The following is a 19,356-nucleotide window of genomic DNA, read 5'->3' as shown; positions in this document are numbered from 1 at the left end:
CGTCGAACTTCCTCGGTGCAGCCATAACGGCATTCTCCTGGTGAGATCACAGTCTCCACCAGACCCAGGACGGTTCAAAGCCCGAGCACCAAATCCCCAACCCGGGCACGATCATCGGCATGACCAACGACGATCCGCTCATACGTCGCTCGGAACTGCTGGCCCGCGGAGTCAGCGATGCCGAAATCCGGAGCGCTCGGCGCAATCGCAGCATCACGACCGTTCAACCCGGGCTGTACGTGCCGCCCAGTGTCTTCGAACGGTCCGATACCTCTGCCCGGCACCTGCTGGCCGTGCGAGCCGCGACGGACAAGACGACATCCGGCGCCGTCGTCAGTCACCAGTCTGCGGCGATCGTTCACGGCTTCGACATGTGGAAGCCCAACCTCGACCGCGTTCACTTCAGCATCGACAGCCGATCCGGCGGGCGCATCACGAGCCGACGGCATGTGCACACATCGGTGCTGACAAACGACGACATCACGGTCGTCGACGGTATTGCTGTGACGACTGCCGCGCGAACCGTGGCCGATCTCGCGAAGGCGGAGTCGTTCGAATTCGCGGTCTGCGTCGGCGATTCGGCATTGAGATCGGGGGCCACGGACCGCGAGAGCATCTATGCGGCGTTGCGTGGTCGTGGATCGGTGCGCGGTGCACGCGCTGTCGCGTTCATCGACGCTCGCAGCGAAACCGTCGGCGAATCGAGAAGTCGAGTGTATTTACAGCGCAACGGCTTTCCTGCACCCGATCTTCAGTTGAACCTTTTCGACGAGTTCGGATTCTTCGTGGCGAGGACCGATTTCGCATACGAGGAGGAGGGGGTGATCGGTGAATTCGACGGTTTGGTGAAGTACATGAACTCCGACGACGGCACCAGAACACCCTCCGATGTCGTGATCGACGAAAAGGCGCGCGAAGACCGTTTACGCGAGCACGGGTGGGTCGTGGTGCGCTGGACCTGGAAGGACCTCGAGGGAAGCGGCTTGACCAAGAGACTGCACAAAGGCTTCGCGACAGCGCGTTCTCTCCCCCGGCCGAGAACCCGGTCGCACAAATAACTTTCCCAACGCATCGCCTTTGTTCCCGTCATCAGGCACCCTGTACCAGTGACCGTAGAAAAGTGGACATTGGTCGTTGCAGTAATCGCAGCGCTCGCCGCATTGTGGACCGCCGTGTCATTGCTGTCCGCGGTAAGGAATCGCAACGACCGTCCGCAGGCCTCCCGCGTCGGCCAATTCACTCGCAATGGAGACCGTACTGCGCCGGATCCGACGTGGGCTCGCGACGACGTCACCGTGCGCTATCAGGAATTGCTGGTGACCCTTCATCAGTTCCATCAGACGTACACCGAGTTCGTGGAACCGAACCTGGGCAGCTCTGCGCCGGAGATCGGGGGCGCCTGGACGCGCATTTCGGCGGCGCAAACCAATCTGGTCAACACCATGCTGAAAACTCAGTTGGTGGCGCGCCATCGAACCAGACCGGTGATCGCCGCGCTCTTCACCGTCGACCCCTCGGTGATGGTTCCTCTCGCCGGCCGCGCCGAAATTCCCGTCATCGCCGTCGAGCGTGCGCGTCGTGAACGCCAGTTCTCGTTGGATCTTCTGGAGATGCTGAAGCGTTCGACGCGAGCCGACCTCGGCCTCCTGGATCCTGCCGAAGAGGGTCTGCTCATCATGGAGATGAAGCGCACCGGAGTCTTCAGCGAGCCGGGTATCGACCGGTCGCTGGCCGCCGACAAGGACACCGACGGTCTGCGGGAAGTGTTGGCCGCCTATGAGGTACATCCGATAGCCGGCGCGGACACGGAGTTCTTCATGGAGCCCAAAGCCATGCGACCGTTCCAGGCGCACCATCCCGGATTGTCCGGGGAATTGCACGCTCTGCTGATTCTCGACCGCACCTGGGTGGGCCTGGCATTGCGCGCCGATCTGGCCGACCATGCCGTTCGTTCCGTACTCGCTCGGGTGGTTCGAAACCTCGAGAGCGGACTGCGCCGCGATCCTTTCTGGGACCTCGCAGACGGAGCACATGCCTTCGCCTACCGCGCCGAGGACTGAGCACATCGGCGGACGGTAACGCCCTTTATTGGTTCGGCTATATAGAAACCATTCACACCTTGTGAGTGGGTACATTTCCGCGCACAAGGGCGCAGCCCGCACCGAAACGAGAAATGTCATGTCGTACCCACGCGCGAAATCGAGCAAGAAGCGTCATTCGAGGAAACGGCTCCTGCAGATCGCCGGGGCCGTGGTGGCTCTGGTTCTCGTGGGCGTAGGTACGTACTTGTTCGTGGAGCGTCGGCAGGAGATCGACGCCACTCAGGCTGCCTACCGGTCCGCCGCGATGGCAACGACGCCGAGCGCGCCCGTCCGCTCGAGCACTGTTCGTCCGATCGATTCGACGGTCGCAGCCCCTGTACCTGCCCCTCCCGTCACGACCACCACCGTTACGACCACCACCGTCGCACCGGTGCCTCCCCCGCCGGAACCGTCTCCCGAACCGGTGGCGACGAGCAATGAAGACCAGACGTACCTGGACCTTCTCTCGGTGTCCGGTTATCCCGTGGACACCGCGAACTCACGCGTCTACATCGATCAGGCAATCGCTGCGTGTCAGGCACTGCGGGACGGACGTGACGGGCAGGACGTGGTGAACACCATCTCGGCCGCGGCACAGGATGCGGGGCTGACGGCCGACCAGGGTGAGGGCGTCGTGTACATCGGCGTCGCCTCGTACTGCGACGAAGTCTCCGACCAACTCCCCTGAACACCGAAACAACCGGTACGAGAGCGACTCTCGCACCGGTTGTTTCGGGAATGAAGCCTTAGCCGCCGGTCACCGGGGCGTTGAAGGCGCAGGGAATGCGCCAGCCGGGGAAGCCCTGCGGGTCGAGCGCGTTCTTCATGATGCCGATCGCACGCTCGGACACCGAGATGGCGAGGTGATCGGAGAGGTCGATCGGGCATCCGTCCTGCAGCGTGATGTTCTTGACCGTCGCGTTCGGCCCGGCCTTGAGGAAGGTGGTCTGGTAGGGCGTGACCACCTCGTCGTACTTGGTGCCGATGACGGTGTAGTTGACTCCGGGTTCGGTGTCGCCGCCCACTGCCAGGTTCTTCACGACGTCGGAGTCGACGACCTGGTCCGCGGCAGCCTGACCAGCGATGGCGCCGACCACGCCGAGCACGTTCAGCCCGATGTTGTTGATGGTGCGCCCGAGCGATCCGATACCGAGAAGTGTTGTGCCGTGGTTCGATCCGGCAACGCTGATGGCGTTCTTCACCTTGTTCTTGGACGGGTCGGTGGGGTTTGCTCCGCCTTCGAAGCGCAGGTACTGCCGGATTTGCAGGCCACCCTGGGAGTGCCCGATCAGATCGACCTGCGTTGCGCCCGTCGCCGCGAGGACGGCATCGATGTATCGCGCGATCTCCTTGGCCCCCGCCGGAATAGGCCCGGTGCCGCGCAGCGACGGGAGGTTGCCGATGATCGACGGATCCTGGTCACCATAGTTCAGCGCGAAGACGCAGTAGTTCTCCTTCTTCAGCTCCGGCGCGATGCGGGCGAAGTTGTTGTACGCGTTCTCCCAGGTGCCGTGCAGCAATACGACCGGTCGCGGGTGATTCCTCGACGGTTTGCAGTTCCAGTCGTTGGCACCCTGGGGTCCCGAGTCCGGGAACACCAGGCTGTGCACGAAGCCGGCGATGAAGTTGCTCTGGTACGGCCCGTATCCGGTCGTTTCCTTGCGGGGGTCGTAGGTGTCGGTTGCGGACAGCGACGCGGTCGGCTTCGGGACGCCGGCGGGGAGCTTCTGGTTGGCCGTGGCGTCGCCGGCCGGCGGCGCCGTGACCACGCGTCCGTCGGTGGTGGCGGCCGACTTCTGTTGGACATAGATTTCTCCGTAGGACATGAGCGGGACTCGGGGCGTGCGTGCCCCGATGTGATTGCGGGACAAAGCTATTACCGCGATCACATCTCTCCCGACGGTTTCCCGTTTGTCTGGAAAACACCGAATGCGCGCTCTGGTCCGTGTGAGCGAATCATGATCGATTTCTGCTCCCAAATATTCGCCTTCACGATTTGGGAGCAACCTCGCGCCACAATTGCAATGTCTCTGCTCCCAAATTCGCGGCGATCGATCTCACACGATTTGGGAGCAGCCAGTGTTGTTACCGAGTACAAACTTTCGCGTAAGTACGAGATTCGACGGTTGTCGCGTATTCGCCGGATCAGAATGTGCGCCGTGGGTGTTTGGACACGGACTCACATACTCCAGACTGCGGGTATGAGTTCTCGAACGGTTGCGCGCCGAATCGCGTCCGGGGAACTCGTGCGCCTGTTGCCCGGTGTCTATTCGGGTCCCGACCCCACCTACGCCGAGCGAATCGTCGCCGTGTCGCTCTGGAAACCCTGCGCCGTCCTGAGCCACGACACCGCCGCCTGGCTGTGGGGGTTGCTCCCGGACGAGCCGTCCCACGTACACGCGACGCTGCCACCAACACCACCGCCCCGAGTTGGGTACGCACGTATCGCCGACCCGTCGACGAGGTCGTCGTGCACCGGGGTGTTCCCGTGGTGACGAAGGAACGCTGCTTTCTCGACGTGGCCACCACGCTGGACCGACGCGGCCTCGACACCTTCTTCGACACTGCTCCGACACAGCCATTGCAGTGGCGTGACCTGGCTCGACAGGCGGCCGCGTGGTCGGGGCGACACGGGATTCAGGCTGTGCGCCTGGAGCTCCGAAACCTGTGCAGCAGAACGCTGTCCGAGCCCGAACGCCGGCTCTCGGAGGCGATCCGAGACCGCGGACTCCGACTCGAACTCAACACCCGTGTCGGCGATTTCTACGACAATCAGTTCTGCAGCCGCGCACGGGTCATGGTCGAGGTGGACGACTCCGGTGGGACGGCTCCGGACGACTGGTTGATCCTGCGCTACCCACCCTCGACCGTCGACGGGTTCCTCGACGACGTGGTCGACGAGATCGTGCGCGTCGTACGGCAGCGGCGACGGGCACGGGCGGCCATCGCGATCAGTACGGCATGAGCGATTCACTGCGTTCCGTGGACGCGGTCATCCGAACATCTCGCGGATGCTCGGTGCGCTACCCGTTCGTGGGCACGCTGCGTCGAGCTACGTGTTGGATCGGTACGGTTTGAGCACCGCGCTCGGCACCCAGTGCGTCACCGATTCACTGCGTTCCTTGGAAGCGAGGTCATAGCGGACGCAGCCGAGCCAGACTCCGTCGGTGGTCAGGCTCCACTCCAACAGGTCGCCGAGCACCACCGTCCGCACCTCGAAACCGCCCGCGGTGAACACGTCGACGTGGTGCGGAGGGTCGGGGAACAGCGCGGACAGGTCGATCCACACCTTGACCGGGGGCCGCAGCAGTCTAAACGGCGCCCGGTCCATATTTCGATCATACGTTCGAATCAGAGCCCGGTGTCCCACGTTCGAATGAACGGCGAGAACCCGACTTGCGTCCCGGTTTCCGACCATTCATACTTGCGCGTAACTTGTTTCCACAGACATCGGTAATCCGTTGTCGCACAGCCAATTTACATTGAGGGGAACACTGAATGGCTCGGCAGCGCTCCACCACCAAGGTCCGGAATCCCAATAGTCCGACCGGCCTGCAATGGGCGATTCTTGCCATTGGTCTGATTGCGCTCGTGGTGCTCGTCGCCATCAGTGTGATGGACGGGCGCCTCTGAGCGCGATCAGTGGTTGCGTAGGGCGTCGATCAGCTCGTCCTTCTTCATCTTGGAGTACCCGGTGACGCCGAGTTCCTTCGCGCGGTCGGTGAGCTCGTCGACGGTCCAGTCCTCGTACGACGGCGACTTCCCGCCCTTCTCCCCGATCTTCTCGCGCCCTTCCTTGGCCGCGGCGTTGGAGATGCGTGCCGCCTTCTCCTTGGAGTTGCCCTCCTCGCGCAGCTTCTCGTAGAGGTCCTGGTCCTTGAGCTGGGGTTGATCGTCGTTTTTCGGCATACGTGAGCCGTACCCCGCAACGGTCGACGCGAACCTACCGCGGGTCCCGCCCGATAGATCCGGCAAGTCTGGTGACCGGGTCCGCGTCGGCCGGCACGGGAACGGCGGGGCCGTACTGCCCGGACGATCGAAGAATGTCTTCGATGCCGCGCATCCCGTCGAGCACGTGTGACGCGAAGTCGGGGTCCATTCCGCTGTCGCGGCCGCTTGCCTTCGCAAGATCCCACGTGTGCAGGAAGATGTCGGTCGTGTAGAACCGGTCGATGGCCTCCGCGAGGCGGTGCGTCCCGGCGTACGGGTGCGTGAACTCGGCGTCCGCACCGGGCCCGTCGAGCAGACCTTGAATGTCCGCGCTGTGCGTGGCCCACGCGGCAACCGGGTCGGCGTGGGTGGACGGGTCTGCGCTCAGCTCCATGCCTCCCGCGCGCAGGAAGGCACGCGACCACTCGACGAGATGTGTCACGACGTCGCGAGCGAGCCATCCGTCGACCGGGGCGTCGGCGTCCCAATCCGTCACTGCTGCAGCGTGTTCACCGAATGCGGCCGCGAGCACTCGATGCCGCTCGGCAGGCGCAAGTCCCGCGATGGCGGTCACAGCTCACCGAGGAGTTCGTCGAGTTGGGAGTAGCCGTCGTTGACTCCCGATTCCATTCCCGACGCCAACCACCCGTCACGACTTTCGAAGCTCTCGACCAGCGACTGTGCGTGCAACCGCGTTCGGCCGTCGCCGAGGTCCTCGAACCGCAGCGTCTCGAGTGCCACGGAGTCGGGTTGTCCCTCCCAGGTGAAGGTCTGAACGATCACGTCGTCGGACACCGTGTGGAAGCACCCGCGGAAGCCGTACTCTTCGCCGTCTCGCCGCGCGACGTACGCCCACGAGCCACCGCTGCGCGCGTCCCACTCGAGAATTTCGGTGTCCATGCCGCGGGGCCCCACCCACCGTGCGAAGACGTCCGGATCGGTGTGCGCGCGCATCAATTGTGCAAGCGTGGCGGCGAAGTCGCGCCTGATGTGGATGATCGGCACGGTGGTGTCGGCCTCGATGACGGCCTCGGAAACGGTCATGACGCGGTGTCCTTTCGGTTCGGTTGTTCGTTCATGTCGGCCAGCACCGAGTCGAGTCGCTGGTAGCGCTCCTCGGCCTGGCGTCGGTAGCGCTCGATCCACTTGGTCATCAGGTCGAAGACCTCGGGCTCGAGGTGCACCGGCCGGGTCTGCGCGACGCGGCTTCGGCTCACCAGACCCGAGCCCTCGAGCACCTTCAGGTGCTTCGAGACGGCTTGCATGCTCACGTCGTAGCGCTCGGCGAGCTCGCTCACCGTTGCATCGGCGTCGGCCAGCCGAGCCACCATGTCGCGGCGGATGGGATCACCGAGTGCGGCAAAGACTTTGGACAAGGGATCGGTCACTGGGTTCACAACCTTTCGGTTGAGGACAAGAGTGCACGTTCAGGTGAGTGTTGTCAACCTACTGGTTGAGTAAGCGGCAGTCGAGACGCGACGAATTCGCATCGCGAATCGGATCCGGGGCCTGAAACAGCCATTGAGCTTGCGCGCGTGGCAGAAAGCCGATTCCGACGATAAACCCGTTGTCACACCTATTTTCAAATGACTTTCGAAATGGCGTTTCTCCATTATCGGGATAGACTTCCCGCATCGTCCGACTCGATCGTCGGCACGTTTCACAGAGTCGGGAATGTGATGCACAGCGAAGAACAACGTTCGAAAGCGACCGTCGACAGCACCTTGTGGATCGGCGTGGTTGCGATCACTCCGGTCTACCGTCTGATTCAGGCCGACTACACCGCGCTTCTCCCCTACGCCGTTCTTGCACTGCTCGGCGCATCGGTAGCCATGGGACGGTTGGCACGGCCGCCGGCACCCGCCGTGTGGATCGCATCGCTCGGCGTCATACCGATGGCCGCCGTCGTGTCCGGAACCTCGACCAGTGTCGTCCAAAGTCTCTCCGTTGGAATCAAACTCGCACTGCTCGTCGGATTGACACCGTTCGTTCTCTGCTACTACGTCCGACGCGACCCACTCTTCCTCCGCCGCGCCGTGATCGCCTTCCTCACCGTTCAAACACTGTCTTCGATGGTCGGACTGGTGCAGCTGAGCGGCGTTGTGGTTCTCGGTCGCGGCGCGAACCAGGGACGCGCCAACGGTCTCGCCGCTCACCCCAACGTCTTGGGGATGATGGCCGTCATCGCGATCGTCGCCTGCGTCGGGCTTCTCAAAACGAAGGAGACCACTCGGCGTTCGACGATCGTCGGCGTTCTCGCGGCCAACGCGGCAGCACTGGTCGCAACCGGAAGCCTGAGCTCCATGCTCTCCCTGGGGGTTGCGCTCGTAGTTCAGCTTCTCTGTATGCGAATCACGTTCAAGGCGGTGTTCATCATGGTCTTGACTGCCGCCGTGGTCGGCGTCGGATTGATGGCGGTCGGGGTCGGGCCGACGAGCCTGGCCGACGGCGTAGTGCATCGCGTCAACGTCGTGACCGGGGCGTCCGACGACGGCGTGGCATCGCTCGATGTTCGCGAACGCACCTATGACTTTGCACTCGGCTCCATCGACAGTGATCCGCTGACCGGCGTCGGCATGGACCAGACCAACGAAGGGACGTACGACGGAAAGACCGTGGTGCACAACTTCTTGTTGCGTTCGTGGTACCAGGGGGGATTGCTGCTGCTGGGTGCCGTCGTTGCAATGACCGTTGCCCTGCTTCGTATTGTGGTCTCCTCGATCCTGCACGGCCGCAACGGTATTCCTGCCGCGATCATCACGTCCATCATCACGTTCGCCGCCACGTCTGCCTTCTACGACCAGCAGCAGTACTGGCTGCCGCTGCTGTTCGCAGTGGCGATGACCATGCCGAAAGCACCAGTCACTCAGGCTGATCGACCGATGGTCGACGCACGATGAGCACGCTCGGAGTCGTTGTACCGGCATTTCGCGCGGCCTCGACCATCGCTCGGACGGTCGCGTCGGCCAGGGCATGCGGAGCCGATCGCGTGCTGGTGGTGGACGACGGTTCCGACGACGACACCGCGCACCTCGCGCAGGCGGCCGGCGCCGAAGTGGTCGCGCAACAGAACGCGGGCGCAGCACGTGCGCGTGAGCACGGAGCCGAATTGATCGGCACCGATTACGTCGTGTTTCTCGACTCAGACGACGAATTGCTGCCCGACGGTGTACGCCGGTCGGTCGAGTTGCTCGATTCGGACGACCGCGTCGGCGTCGCGGCAGGAACGGTGATCGGAGTCGGTACCGATGGTGCCGAACGACCGTTCCCCGTGCGCTTTACGCCCGTCGACGCGCACAGTCTGCTCGTCAAGGGCCACGGACCGTGGCCACCGTGCGCCGCGGTGGTGCGACGAACGGCGTACGAGAAGGCACTGGCACTCGAGTTGCCTCCACTGAAGCCGCCCTACGCAGAGGACTACGAGCTGCTCATCCGATTGTCGATGGTGTCCGTTGTCGACGTGCGTCCCGACCCCACATGCCGGTATTCACTCAGCGGCGGCAAGTCGGTCCGATCGGCGCAATCGGCGATCGACGCCAAGGAAGACATTCGGCGCTACTACGCCGATCATCTCGGTATCGAGATCGAGCCGATGTCGGCCAAGCACCGTGACATGGCCGCGCAAGTACGGCAGGCGCGGGCTCTGTGGTCGTCCGGTGATCGGGTAGCTGCTGCAGGTCGTATCGCCGCATGGGCGGCTCGCGATCCTGCGTACGCAATCCGTAAGTTGGCCACCAAACCCTGGCAGCGCAACTGATTTCAGGTCCGTGCCATCTTTGCGCCCTCGATGAGCGCGCCGTAGACGCCCCGGCCGAAGGGAGTGCGCCCCAGCGCCCAGAGGTACACGGCCAGAGTGGCGATACCCGCGCCCACCGCTGCCCATCCGCCGAACACCGTCGAACAGACCAGACCGACTGCGCCGGACGGAAGCGCGAACGCCGCGATGTTGGCTGCGCCGGCCAAGAACAAACCTCTGATGGGAGTGCTGGTGGCCCGACCGCACCACCAGTACGACACGGCCCAGTTCAGCGCGTATCCGACGCTGTGGCCGATGGCGACTCCCGTCGGTCCCCAGGGCAGACCGAGGAGCATCGCCACGATGATGACGGGTTGAGACACGAGGTAGAAGCGGAACTGAGCCCCTGATTTACCCGTCGCGAGAAAGATCCAGAACACGACTTGGTTCAGTGCCCGGAAAACCCCGCCAACCGCGAGCGCCTGGAAGACCGGCACCATCGCGCTCCACTGATCACCGAAGACGATGTGCACCAACGGGTCTGCAAGACCGAAACACAGTCCGTAGACAATACCCAGGACGACACCACCGACGAGCTGCCCCGACCGCAGGTACCGCTGGAAGCGAGCCGGGTCACCGGCCACACGCGTCAACACGGGTACGGCAACGCGCGTCAACGGGGCGCTGATCTGATTGATCGGCAGCATCAGCAGTTGGTACGCACGACTGTAGACACCCAACGGCGCCGGGCCCCAACGTAATCCGAGAGAGATATTGTCGACGTTCTTGGTCACGTACGCGATGACCTGCGTTCCGAAGAGTGCGATGCCGAATCCTGCGAGATCTCGGACGGACGAGTGTCGGGACGGCAACCCGGGCCACCATTGCGCCAACACCACGGCCAGCACCAAGGCTGCGCCCGCCGTGACCAGCTGTTGCACCACCAGCACCCAGTAAGTACGGTCCACTGTCGCCCAGACCAATGCACCAGCCAGACCCACCACTGCGGGCAGTGTTTCGACAACGGTCAACGCGGTGAATCGCAACTGCCGGTTGAGTTCTGCACGAAACTGGGTCGACAGACCGTTGATCAGGAAGATCACCGAGATCACGAGCATGATGCCTCGTAGTTCGGGTTGCCCGAACAGTGTCGCGATCGGATTCGCGAGAGCGCAGGCGAGCAGAGTCAGAGCGAGTCCCAGACACGTGTTGATCCAGAAGAGGTTCGACTGCTGACCACGCGAGAGGTCGACGGTTCGTGCTGCTGCGGTGGACAAACCGAAGTCGCGACACAGTTCACCGAGCGCGACCACGCTGGCGATCACGGCAATCAGGCCGAAATCGTCGGGTGACAGCAGTCGAGACAGCACGACGGTCGCAACCAGAAGAACCAGAATCCGAATACCCTGGCCCGCAACGGTGATCGAGGCACCTCGAACGGCGCGTCCACCGAGTCCGACGTTGGAGTCCACCGACATCGTCAGCTCGCCAGATCCAGCGTTGCCTCGTCAAGCGAAACTCGGCATCGATCGATTGCCGAGGCGAGCTCGGCCTGAGTCAGATCGACGGGGCCGTACACGTCGGGCACGGCGCCTTCGTAGGCACCTACCGAGTGCAGTCCCACCGTGTCGAAGTGGCGCGCGACCTTGCCCCCGGACGACGGAACCCACCCCATGGGCAGTGCACCCTCGGTGGCGGCCACGATCAGAACGTGGAGTCGGTCGCTGACGGCCACAGCGCAGTTGGCGTAGACGGACCGGACGTACGCTTCCTGCGCCGCATGGTCGACCAACCAGACAGGTTCCGCCACACCGAGAATCAACGACACCTCGCGGCCGCGCTCGCGGTCTCGTTCCACCTGAACGACTATTACCGGTTCGAGGTCCAACTTCACAAGCCACTCGAACCAGTCAGCCGGCGGCACCGGCCTGTCGCCGCGCAATGACACGGCAACCTGACGGCGCTGCTCGGACGCGATCCAAGACGCGGTCGCGGCGCCGAGACCTAATGCCCAGTCGGGCATCACCCCGACGTGTCCTCCGAGTCGGCGCTGTGATTCATGATCGCGCACTCGCACAACGGAAGCGGCGCGGGAGACTGCTCGGTAGGGCAGCACGGTTCCACGTCCACTCGATGGAACGCCTGCACCGAGCCACACCCCGCGGCCGCCCCGCGCACGAGCCAGTGCGATCAAGAAGAACAGGGACGCCATGCGCAGGGAGCCCATGCGCGACACCGGGACTTCGCCTGCGTTCACCGCTACGACGGTGCGTCCGCGTAGGGCACTGACCGCCGCACGCAGGTACCACTGCCGATAGGACGACAGCACCGTGTCGGCCGGGTGAACACCGAGCCCGCCGAGAAACGCCGGGGAGGCCCGTCCCACCCAGACGACCACCTCGTGAGAGCGGCGCAATGCGTCCACATACCCGCGCCGCAGAAGTGAGTCGCCGATGTTGTCGTCCTGCCCTGTGGCCCAAACGAATGCAGTCACGTCCTCACCCCGACAAGCGTGCGAATCTCCTCGATAAGCTGTTGACGACTATTGCGCCCGTGCGTGAAGGCGAGTTGCACCTGGGCGGCATAGTCCGCCCGGACCCGCTCGTCCTCGAGCAGGCCGCGGACCTGCCGAACCACACGCATGGGTTCGAACTTGTTGCAGTTGTGGACGTACTGACGCAGACCCATGTCGTCGAAGGCGCCGAACCCCTTGCGCTCGTACGCGAGATGAATGACGTAGTGTCCCGCGCGCAGCGCCATCAACGCAGCATGCAATCTCACGGCCACGACCACGCGTCGTGGTGTGTCTTGGTCCGTCATGAGTTCGGCACGGGGCACGAGACGTTGTGGTCCCAGCGAGGTCATCGCATCGGTATCGCGGTTGCTCCCCGTTTCGCTCTGAACGTATCCGTCGAATGGTCCGAGCTGTGTGGACAGGTCGACGACCAGCGGCGGAACGGCTCCGCACACGGGACGAACCGACAGAACCGGCACGGAGGAGACACTCGAAACCACCGACGCATTCCGCGCCCCCTGAGAGGCCGACTGAATGGCGAGATCAGGAACCCGCACCATCCGCTGTCCCCCGTACTGCTCGACGCTCCTGTCGTCACGGAGACACACCAAGTCGATTCGCTCGAGTTGCCGTCCGATCGTCGCGCGGAACGGACCACGAGCCGGTCCGACGCTCTGCGGAAGATAAACGGTGGGGGTACGGGTACGGCTTGCGGCCCACAACTGCGGGCCGTGCGCGATCAACGCCTTGACCGCCTCGCTCGGTGTGCCGGCACGGAGGTAGCCCCCGCCCACCCCGACGACCAGATCGAAGTCGTCGAGCGAGCGGAGCAAGGTCAGGTACTCGGGGCGAAACCCGGGCGACGTGTCGACGATGGTGGCGTCGACACCGACGAAGGTCTCCGGATGCAACGCTGCGACGGTCAGATCGACTGACTCGCCGAACGCGTCGCGCAGCAGCGACAGGGACTCGTGGACCAACAGTCCGTCGCCGGCGTTGTCCGCGCTGTACGCGTGCAGGAGAGCTATTTTCACGATTGCTCCAACGCTTCGTAGATGTTCAGATGAGCGTCGATGCTGCGTTCCCAGAGGAACCCGGACGCCCAATCCCGGCCGGCGCTCCGCACATCACGCCGCCATCGCTCATCGGTGACGGCGGCGACGATGCCGTCTGCGATCGGATCCGGGTCCAGCCCGTCGAGGATGCGCGACGGACCGGCGACCTCGCGAAGGGCTCCTGCATGAGAGGTCACCACCGGCGCGCCCGCGGCCATGGCTTCGAGGACAGGAAAGCCGAAACCCTCGTAGCGACTGGGAAAAACGAACGCGGTACACGCCTGCATCAGCGCCGTGCGGTCGTCGTCGGAGACGAACCCCAGGTAGCGAACATTCCGGCTCGCAGTGATGGCCTGCATCGCCTCGTCGTGGTTCCAGGCCGGTTTGCCGGCGACGACCAGCGGCAGGCCGAGCTCGCGCACACGAGGAGTGTCCATCGCAGCAACCAAGGCCGGTAGGTTCTTACGCGGTTCGATGTTGCCGACGTAGAGCAGAAACTGGCGGGGCACTGCGTCCCGTACGGTCACGGACATCGTGGCCGGTTCCGCAAAGCGCCTCGCCTCCACCCCGTGTGGGATGACGTCGATACGTCCTGGGTCGACATCGAAGACGTCGGCGATGTCGCGCGCACTCGATCGAGACACGGTGACGACTCGGTCGGTGCACGTAATAGCCCGTCCGACGCGTCTGCGCCACAACAGTTCTTGATGACGGGTCCGAACACCGTCGATCCAGTGACTGGCGACACCGTGCACTGTCACCAGCGACGGTGTACGAGTTCGAACCAGGGGTCCCGTGTCTGCGACATAGTGCAGTACGTCACCGACGACTGGTTTCTGCCGGGCCTGGCGACTTTCCGCAAGCAGCGTCGACATCGGATGTGATCCGTACTGCATCGACTCGACCACAACACCTTTGGCGCGCACGCCCTCGGCGATGGCGCGGGCATAGGTGGTGTTACCGCCGACGTGTCGTTCCAGAATGCGCCCCGGCATCAGGACGCGCATGCAGGCTCCGCAATGCCGGAAGGACATCCGTACAACTGGTCGAGCACAGCGCGCTGCACTGTCGGATGATGAAGAGCAGCAGACTCTTTGGTAGCGACTGTGGTCGAGATTCGGAAGGCTGAATCGGTGAAGAACCGGTCGATGGTCGCAGCCGAGTCGACGGGTGTGCATCCGGCCAACTGGAAGCCCAAGCCCTCCAGGCAGGTGATGCTCCGAGCGAGTACCGGCGTTCCGATTGCTGCCGCTTCGACTAGAGTCACCGGCGCGCCTTCCCAGCGAGCAGAATGCAGATACAGGTCCGCATCGGCAATGCTCCGGAGGACGTCGCAGTTCTTCATCCAACCGGTGACCTCGACACCTGCCGCCTCGAGCAGTCGCCGCATTTCTGGATCGCCGTCGCCGATCCAGCGCCAATCGGCGTCGGTGCGGACCGCCGCGACGGTCTCCGCGAAGAATCCAGGATCCTTCTGCGGGGTGATTCGTCCAACCGTGACGATCACGGGTCGCGCACGGGAGATCGAGCTTCGGTGTGCTGGAAATGACTGTGCACGAAGCACATTGGGGAGGTAGGTCACACGAGCAGTCTTGCTCGACAAGCGGGCTGCGGATGCCGCTTCGAACGGACTGACCGCGGCGATGGTTTGCGAACGCCTGCTGAGCATGGCCTCGACTGCGTAGAACGCGGCCCTCTGGGCGCGGCCTACGTCGGTGCGCAGGAAAGCGTACGAATGCGGGGTGTAGACGACCTTCTGCGACGCGGGCAGCAGGGCACGCAGCAACCCTGCGTAACTCGAATGCAGATGCACGACATCCGGCCGTGTCTCGACGATGTAGCGACGAGCCTTCAGCAAGAACGCCGGCAGCGAGCCGGACAGGTAGACCGAGTCGTCGTGCGCCTTCGTGCCGACGTCGTGGTCGGACCTCGGGCGCACCAGCAGTCGGTGATGGAGGTCGGGCGAGTTCTCGATGTATCGAGAGATGGCGGACTGAACGCCGCCGCCATATGCCTCCGACACGTGGACGACGTTCGCATGCACGTTGTGCCCCGGCGGTCGACGATTGGGCCCGAATTCAACACTGCTGTCCATCAAGGAATTCGAGGCGAAAGCACCTGGATCGATCTTCATTCTGGAGCTCCCGACATGCACCTACACGGTCCGATCCCGCGCCGTTCTCGTTCGAGAATGGCCCGACCGTCGTGGTCGAGACATTCTGTTGCGAAAACTGTGGGCGCGGGAATCGGCACGCTTCATCCGACACTCCACAGAAGTGGAGTCATGACCCGTGTCCCAGCGAGCCAATTCGTAAATGACACACCCGTTCCAAGGTTTCGTCAAGTTGAGCAAAAACAATGATGCCGATTGCTCTAACCATTGTTGAAACCATTTTGTGGAATGTTTCGGTTCGGCACGATCGAATTGCAATCCGCATTGTTCGGACAGAGAATTCCGCACACTACGGCGGAGTAGCGACGATCCACCTACCGAGGATCACCGTGGTGCTGCCCGAAACGAACCCTTCGACGGATTCGTCCCGCCGTCGGGCAGTCACCGATCGGCGTCGCCCCCGACGCGCAATCTTCGGCGTTGCGTCTTGTCGCCTGAGCGGCGATCCCCGCCACCAGTTTGTCCACGCACTCCTCCCAATGGACTCCCCGTTGTCAACGGGCACCAGTGATGCGCAGCATGCGCTTACCGTGCGCCGGCAAACCGCGCGCCACTTTGCTCGATCGCGCGCACGATTGCGCGCGCGGTTGGACGAATATGCGCGCGATCACCGGGTGGGCACACGACAACGGCCCCCAAGCGTCAGGGGGCCGTTGCCTGTCGACAGGGACGTCCGCTAGCCCAAGAGGGGCTTTCCGGACGCTCGACGCTGAATTATCTCTGCACACCTTGCAGAACGCTTACGACCGGCTTGGCGGTGCCATCGACCTTGTAGACGCCGAAGTAGTTCTCGCGGTCCGGGTTCGAGACGCCGTACGCAGCGGTGTCGTTGAGCGTGTAGAAGAAGATCGGCCCTGCCCAATTGGCTGCGGCACGTGCAGCGATCGACTGTTGGTACGACTGGGACTGCTGCGCCTCGGTGAAGTAGGTGTTCGCTTGCCCGTAGGTCGGTCCGCCCGCCTCGGTCATCCAGATCAGCTTCGCCGAATCGCCGTTGTCCGCCATGATGGTGCGAGCGCTCTTCTGCACGACCGCGCCACTGGAGTTCTTGAAGTCCTGGCTCATCTGCAGCCACGCGTTGGCCGTGTTCTGAAAATCGGGAAGCACAGGTGCGGTGTAGGGATGCCAGCCCACGCTGTCGAAGAAGCTTTTCGCGCCCGCCTGGTACATCTGCTGCAGATAGGTCAACGGCGCAATGGCGGAACCGTCGGCACTCTGACCCGTCGAACCCCATGGCGACAGGCCCGCGCTCATCACGTTGATCGGCGTCGTGGTCGCGGCCTTCATCTTCGGGTAAGCGGCCTTCAGCAGATTGACGTAACCCTGCAAGTTGGGCTTGCCGGTGGACGGATCGGCCCAGAACACGGACAGGTTGGGCTCGTTCCAGACTTCGTAGTTGGTCACACCCTGCGGCGCGTAGCGTGCGACGACCTGAGCGGCGAACGTCGCGTAGTCCGCCGGATTGGTAGGAGGCGTACTGCCGTTGCTGGTCGTGCGCGCCCACGGTGGCGTCTTCTGGATCAGCAGGAGGATGTTCAACGACTTCGACCGCGCCGCAGAGACAGCAGAGTCCAGACCGGACCAATTGAAGCTGGTCTTGCCGCCTCCCTGGACGTACCACCAATCCGCCTCGATGCGAACCCATTTGACGCCGGTGCCCGCGAGCCGTGTGGCGGCCGCTTGCTGAACCGCAGCAGTGTCGCGAAAGCTGATTCCGTTCAATCCGATGCCTTGTTTACCGGCAAAGGGGCTCGCAGCTGCCGCTTGAGTCGGAGCGAGAATCCCCACGACGAGAAGCATCGTTGCGATCGTGGTCAGTGCCCGGACGAGTGTCTTGTGCACGGTGTCCCCTCGGTTCGACGTCGATAAAACTCTAGAGTTTGCCCACCGCGGGAGTGCCGGCGCGATCCAAGTTCCGTAGTTTGCCCAACGAATCGGTCGCCGGGTTGGTGAGACTGCGGCATGAGCGCCTCGATGGTCTTGTGTCAGTTCCGGGTACCTCAGCGAAACCCTGTAAAACGTTGGAGCGCTTACTCCCTCGGAATTGCCGCCAGCACTGCCCCCGCCAGCGCTTTGTGCCCGGCGTCGTTGGGATGGAAGTCGTCCGACAGTCCTGCGAACCCGGGAACGCCCGCAGGCCCCCGAAACTGGGCCGAAAGGTAGAGCGCATTGAGGCGCGTGAATACGCCCCCACCTGCAGCGCAGGATGATTCGATCGCGGAGTCGTACTCACCGCCGTCCGGACCCCAGATTCCAAGACACACCAAGGCGGCGTCAGGTGATGAAGAGCGAATCCTGTTCACAAGCGAGTTGTAGGCGCCCGTGAACTCCGAAATGGGCGTTCGCTGAATGTCGTTGGTGCCCAACTCGATCACGGCAAGGTTCAACCCGCTCTGAACGTCGCTGACGCCGTCGGTAATGGACAAGCCCGCGGCCGCGGCGGCGGTGCTGGTCACCGGTCCGTTCAGACTTGCCGATACCACAGATCTATAGGACTGCTCGGGTGTCGTCGCGTACAAGCCCGCAGTCAGAGAGTCACCGACAAACAGCGCTCGTGCAGGCGACCCGTCGGTCGGCGGGGAGTAGCGAACAACCGCAACGCCGACCTCGGCGGGTACGGCCTCCGGCGACGGTTCGGGGGCGACAGAGCACGCCACCACCAACGCGGCGACCGCAGCAATCGATGAACATGTGAACGCGGGCCTCCGCGATAGCCATTTACTGTCCATTGAGCGTCACCGTACTGCCCCGCGGACTCGACTCGCGAACCGTCGGTCCTTGATCCGATTGAAGGGTCGCTCGACGAATCGATAAGACAACGCAGCAAGTACGACGGACGCAACCGCGGCGACCGGTACAGCAATTTGTGGTTCGCCACCGTATTCACTCATGATGAAAAGGATCGGATAATGCCACAGGTATATCCCGTACGAGCGCTCGCCGAGCCAAGTCAGCGGACGCAACCCGAGCAGGCGTGAAACAGTGCCGGTGGGCCTCGAGATGCAGTGAGCGATCACCGCAGCGGTCACCAAACCCGCCGCAGTAAAGCCGCCGTAGTACTGCCACAACCATGTCTGGTCGGCCAGCAAGGCCGCCACCGCCAGCAGCGAGAAACCGATGATCGGAACCGCGTAGCTCTCTGTCCAGCGAAGCTGTCGGGCCCGACCGTTGGCCAAGACGAGGGCCAGCATGGCGCCGGCGCCCAATTCGCCCACATGCGCGAAAGGTGTGAAATACGCTTGCAATGTACTCGTTCTGGCGATCCATACCGTCGGCACGATCGCGGTGGCCATCAGCACGCTCACGACCCAGACCATGGGCCAGCGTCGACGCAGCCCGATGATGAGCAGTGCAGGCCAGAGCAGGTAGAACTGTTCTTCGACAGCCAACGACCACGTGTGGGCCAGAGCGCCGAAATCGAGTGTCTTCGGCAGGTAGACGTCCATCAGGTAGGTGATGGCGAACGCCGATTGTCGCGGTGTCGCGCCCAGTCCGAAGAGCAGATAGATCGACACGGCGAACGCGGCGACGGTAATCAGAGCAGGCGTGAGCCTCAGCAACCGGCGCATGTAGAAACCGCCGAGCCACACCGAATCGGTGCGGGCGTTCTCTTTCAGCAGCTGAGTGGTGATCAGGTATCCGGACAGGACGAAGAACAGGTCGACGCCGTAGTAACCGCCGGTGAAGATGCCCGGCATCGAGTGGTGCAAGAAGATCAAGACAACCGCTATCGCACGAAGTCCGTCGAAGGATGTGATGCGGCGCCGTGAGGAGCCTGTTCGAAGATTGGACGTCGACTCGGTGACCACGACATCCCCTTGAATTTGCCCGAACGGAACTCCCGAATCAATTGCCGGGACATCAAC

General features: G+C 63.3%; 22 protein-coding genes. 8 read left to right on the top strand and 14 right to left on the bottom strand.

All coding sequences use genetic code 11. The features are described 5' to 3' along the window. Positions 1-119 precede the first annotated feature (119 nt). The 3 genes from AC59JP_RS14505 (at position 120) to AC59JP_RS14495 (ending at position 2,769) form a co-directional block, all read left to right on the top strand. Positions 120-1,058: a hypothetical protein gene (locus AC59JP_RS14505; RefSeq protein ID WP_497326465.1), complete on the top strand. Its 939-nt coding sequence runs from the start codon at positions 120-122 to the stop codon at positions 1,056-1,058. 48 nt (positions 1,059-1,106) lie between these two features. Further along, positions 1,107-2,060 (top strand): hypothetical protein, encoded by a 954-nt coding sequence (locus AC59JP_RS14500; protein ID WP_497326464.1) that lies wholly within the window; start codon positions 1,107-1,109, stop codon positions 2,058-2,060. Between the two features lie 118 nt (positions 2,061-2,178). Continuing rightward, the gene (locus AC59JP_RS14495; protein WP_497326463.1) at positions 2,179-2,769 is read left to right on the top strand and encodes a DUF732 domain-containing protein; all 591 of its coding nucleotides are present in this window, start codon (positions 2,179-2,181) and stop codon (positions 2,767-2,769) included. Between the two features lie 58 nt (positions 2,770-2,827). Here the strand turns inward: AC59JP_RS14495 and AC59JP_RS14490 are convergent, their stop codons facing one another. Further along, positions 2,828-3,907 (bottom strand): esterase/lipase family protein, encoded by a 1,080-nt coding sequence (locus AC59JP_RS14490; RefSeq protein ID WP_497326462.1) that lies wholly within the window; start codon positions 3,905-3,907, stop codon positions 2,828-2,830. Between the two features lie 375 nt (positions 3,908-4,282). Between AC59JP_RS14490 and AC59JP_RS14485 the strand changes: the two genes are divergently transcribed. Next, positions 4,283-4,576: a hypothetical protein gene (locus AC59JP_RS14485; RefSeq protein ID WP_497326461.1), complete on the top strand. Its 294-nt coding sequence runs from the start codon at positions 4,283-4,285 to the stop codon at positions 4,574-4,576. Next, complete coding sequence (locus AC59JP_RS14480; protein ID WP_497326460.1) at positions 4,573-5,046, top strand: hypothetical protein; 474 nt, start codon at positions 4,573-4,575, stop codon at positions 5,044-5,046. Before AC59JP_RS14485 ends, AC59JP_RS14480 begins: the two co-directional genes overlap by 4 nt. An 87-nt stretch (positions 5,047-5,133) precedes the next feature. Here AC59JP_RS14480 and AC59JP_RS14475 read toward each other — a convergent pair whose 3' ends face one another. After that, positions 5,134-5,412 (bottom strand): hypothetical protein, encoded by a 279-nt coding sequence (locus tag AC59JP_RS14475; protein WP_497326459.1) that lies wholly within the window; start codon positions 5,410-5,412, stop codon positions 5,134-5,136. A gap of 167 nt (positions 5,413-5,579) precedes the next feature. On the opposite strand from AC59JP_RS14475, the gene AC59JP_RS14470 reads away from it, so the two are divergent. After that, entirely contained in the window at positions 5,580-5,714 is a 135-nt protein-coding gene (locus AC59JP_RS14470; RefSeq protein ID WP_497326458.1) for a hypothetical protein, read from the top strand. Between the two features lie 6 nt (positions 5,715-5,720). On the opposite strand, the gene AC59JP_RS14465 is transcribed toward AC59JP_RS14470, so the two are convergent. The 4 genes from AC59JP_RS14465 to AC59JP_RS14450 are packed head-to-tail and all read right to left on the bottom strand — an operon-like array spanning position 5,721 to position 7,399. Then, a complete protein-coding gene (locus AC59JP_RS14465; protein ID WP_497326457.1) occupies positions 5,721-5,990 on the bottom strand; it encodes a DUF7218 family protein in 270 nt (89 codons plus the stop codon). A gap of 34 nt (positions 5,991-6,024) precedes the next feature. Continuing rightward, on the bottom strand, positions 6,025-6,585 hold the full coding sequence (locus tag AC59JP_RS14460) for a DinB family protein (protein ID WP_497326456.1): 561 nt from the start codon (positions 6,583-6,585) through the stop codon (positions 6,025-6,027). Continuing rightward, on the bottom strand, positions 6,582-7,055 hold the full coding sequence (locus AC59JP_RS14455; RefSeq protein WP_497326455.1) for an SRPBCC domain-containing protein: 474 nt from the start codon (positions 7,053-7,055) through the stop codon (positions 6,582-6,584). Before AC59JP_RS14455 ends, AC59JP_RS14460 begins: the two co-directional genes overlap by 4 nt. Continuing rightward, the gene (locus AC59JP_RS14450) at positions 7,052-7,399 is read right to left on the bottom strand and encodes an ArsR/SmtB family transcription factor (protein WP_497326454.1); all 348 of its coding nucleotides are present in this window, start codon (positions 7,397-7,399) and stop codon (positions 7,052-7,054) included. The genes AC59JP_RS14455 and AC59JP_RS14450 overlap by 4 nt, the downstream gene beginning before the upstream one ends. Before the next feature lie 291 nt (positions 7,400-7,690). Between AC59JP_RS14450 and AC59JP_RS14445 the strand changes: the two genes are divergently transcribed. Both AC59JP_RS14445 and AC59JP_RS14440 read left to right on the top strand, forming a co-directional pair. Beyond that, positions 7,691-8,911 (top strand): O-antigen ligase family protein, encoded by a 1,221-nt coding sequence (locus AC59JP_RS14445; RefSeq protein WP_497326509.1) that lies wholly within the window; start codon positions 7,691-7,693, stop codon positions 8,909-8,911. After that, positions 8,908-9,768, top strand: a complete 861-nt coding sequence (locus AC59JP_RS14440; RefSeq protein ID WP_497326453.1) for a glycosyltransferase family 2 protein — start codon at positions 8,908-8,910, stop codon at positions 9,766-9,768. The genes AC59JP_RS14445 and AC59JP_RS14440 overlap by 4 nt, the downstream gene beginning before the upstream one ends. A 2-nt stretch (positions 9,769-9,770) precedes the next feature. Here AC59JP_RS14440 and AC59JP_RS14435 read toward each other — a convergent pair whose 3' ends face one another. From AC59JP_RS14435 to AC59JP_RS14400, 8 genes are all read right to left on the bottom strand, one after another. Further along, on the bottom strand, positions 9,771-11,225 hold the full coding sequence (locus AC59JP_RS14435; RefSeq protein ID WP_497326452.1) for a lipopolysaccharide biosynthesis protein: 1,455 nt from the start codon (positions 11,223-11,225) through the stop codon (positions 9,771-9,773). 2 nt (positions 11,226-11,227) lie between these two features. Continuing rightward, entirely contained in the window at positions 11,228-12,241 is a 1,014-nt protein-coding gene (locus AC59JP_RS14430) for a polysaccharide pyruvyl transferase family protein (protein WP_497326451.1), read from the bottom strand. Next, positions 12,238-13,296: a polysaccharide pyruvyl transferase family protein gene (locus AC59JP_RS14425; protein ID WP_497326450.1), complete on the bottom strand. Its 1,059-nt coding sequence runs from the start codon at positions 13,294-13,296 to the stop codon at positions 12,238-12,240. Before AC59JP_RS14425 ends, AC59JP_RS14430 begins: the two co-directional genes overlap by 4 nt. Then, positions 13,293-14,324, bottom strand: a complete 1,032-nt coding sequence (locus tag AC59JP_RS14420) for a glycosyltransferase family 4 protein (protein ID WP_497326449.1) — start codon at positions 14,322-14,324, stop codon at positions 13,293-13,295. Before AC59JP_RS14420 ends, AC59JP_RS14425 begins: the two co-directional genes overlap by 4 nt. Continuing rightward, complete coding sequence (locus AC59JP_RS14415) at positions 14,312-15,412, bottom strand: glycosyltransferase (protein WP_497326448.1); 1,101 nt, start codon at positions 15,410-15,412, stop codon at positions 14,312-14,314. Before AC59JP_RS14415 ends, AC59JP_RS14420 begins: the two co-directional genes overlap by 13 nt. 792 nt (positions 15,413-16,204) lie before the next feature. After that, on the bottom strand, positions 16,205-17,332 hold the full coding sequence (locus tag AC59JP_RS14410; RefSeq protein WP_497326447.1) for a hypothetical protein: 1,128 nt from the start codon (positions 17,330-17,332) through the stop codon (positions 16,205-16,207). 188 nt (positions 17,333-17,520) lie between these two features. Further along, positions 17,521-18,219: an SGNH/GDSL hydrolase family protein gene (locus AC59JP_RS14405; RefSeq protein WP_497326446.1), complete on the bottom strand. Its 699-nt coding sequence runs from the start codon at positions 18,217-18,219 to the stop codon at positions 17,521-17,523. 6 nt (positions 18,220-18,225) lie between these two features. Then, the gene (locus AC59JP_RS14400) at positions 18,226-19,299 is read right to left on the bottom strand and encodes an acyltransferase family protein (protein WP_497326445.1); all 1,074 of its coding nucleotides are present in this window, start codon (positions 19,297-19,299) and stop codon (positions 18,226-18,228) included. Positions 19,300-19,356: the final 57 nt, after the last annotated feature.

The organism is Rhodococcus sp. 320_ES (assembly GCF_059691855.1).
Note: the sequence above shows the minus strand (reverse complement) of the source record. Positions and strands in the feature narration are given on the sequence as shown.

Coding starts and splice junctions, on each gene's coding strand:
- AC59JP_RS14440 (WP_497326453.1), top strand. CDS start 8,908: ATGAGCACGCTCGGAGTCGTTGTACCGGCATTTCGCGCGGCCTCGACC.
- AC59JP_RS14465 (WP_497326457.1), bottom strand. CDS start 5,990: ATGCCGAAAAACGACGATCAACCCCAGCTCAAGGACCAGGACCTCTAC.
- AC59JP_RS14455 (WP_497326455.1), bottom strand. CDS start 7,055: ATGACCGTTTCCGAGGCCGTCATCGAGGCCGACACCACCGTGCCGATC.
- AC59JP_RS14445 (WP_497326509.1), top strand. CDS start 7,691: ATGCACAGCGAAGAACAACGTTCGAAAGCGACCGTCGACAGCACCTTG.
- AC59JP_RS14485 (WP_497326461.1), top strand. CDS start 4,283: ATGAGTTCTCGAACGGTTGCGCGCCGAATCGCGTCCGGGGAACTCGTG.
- AC59JP_RS14420 (WP_497326449.1), bottom strand. CDS start 14,324: ATGCGCGTCCTGATGCCGGGGCGCATTCTGGAACGACACGTCGGCGGT.
- AC59JP_RS14470 (WP_497326458.1), top strand. CDS start 5,580: ATGGCTCGGCAGCGCTCCACCACCAAGGTCCGGAATCCCAATAGTCCG.
- AC59JP_RS14415 (WP_497326448.1), bottom strand. CDS start 15,412: ATGGACAGCAGTGTTGAATTCGGGCCCAATCGTCGACCGCCGGGGCAC.
- AC59JP_RS14435 (WP_497326452.1), bottom strand. CDS start 11,225: ATGTCGGTGGACTCCAACGTCGGACTCGGTGGACGCGCCGTTCGAGGT.
- AC59JP_RS14490 (WP_497326462.1), bottom strand. CDS start 3,907: ATGTCCTACGGAGAAATCTATGTCCAACAGAAGTCGGCCGCCACCACC.
- AC59JP_RS14495 (WP_497326463.1), top strand. CDS start 2,179: ATGTCGTACCCACGCGCGAAATCGAGCAAGAAGCGTCATTCGAGGAAA.
- AC59JP_RS14475 (WP_497326459.1), bottom strand. CDS start 5,412: ATGGACCGGGCGCCGTTTAGACTGCTGCGGCCCCCGGTCAAGGTGTGG.
- AC59JP_RS14505 (WP_497326465.1), top strand. CDS start 120: ATGACCAACGACGATCCGCTCATACGTCGCTCGGAACTGCTGGCCCGC.
- AC59JP_RS14405 (WP_497326446.1), bottom strand. CDS start 18,219: ATGGACAGTAAATGGCTATCGCGGAGGCCCGCGTTCACATGTTCATCG.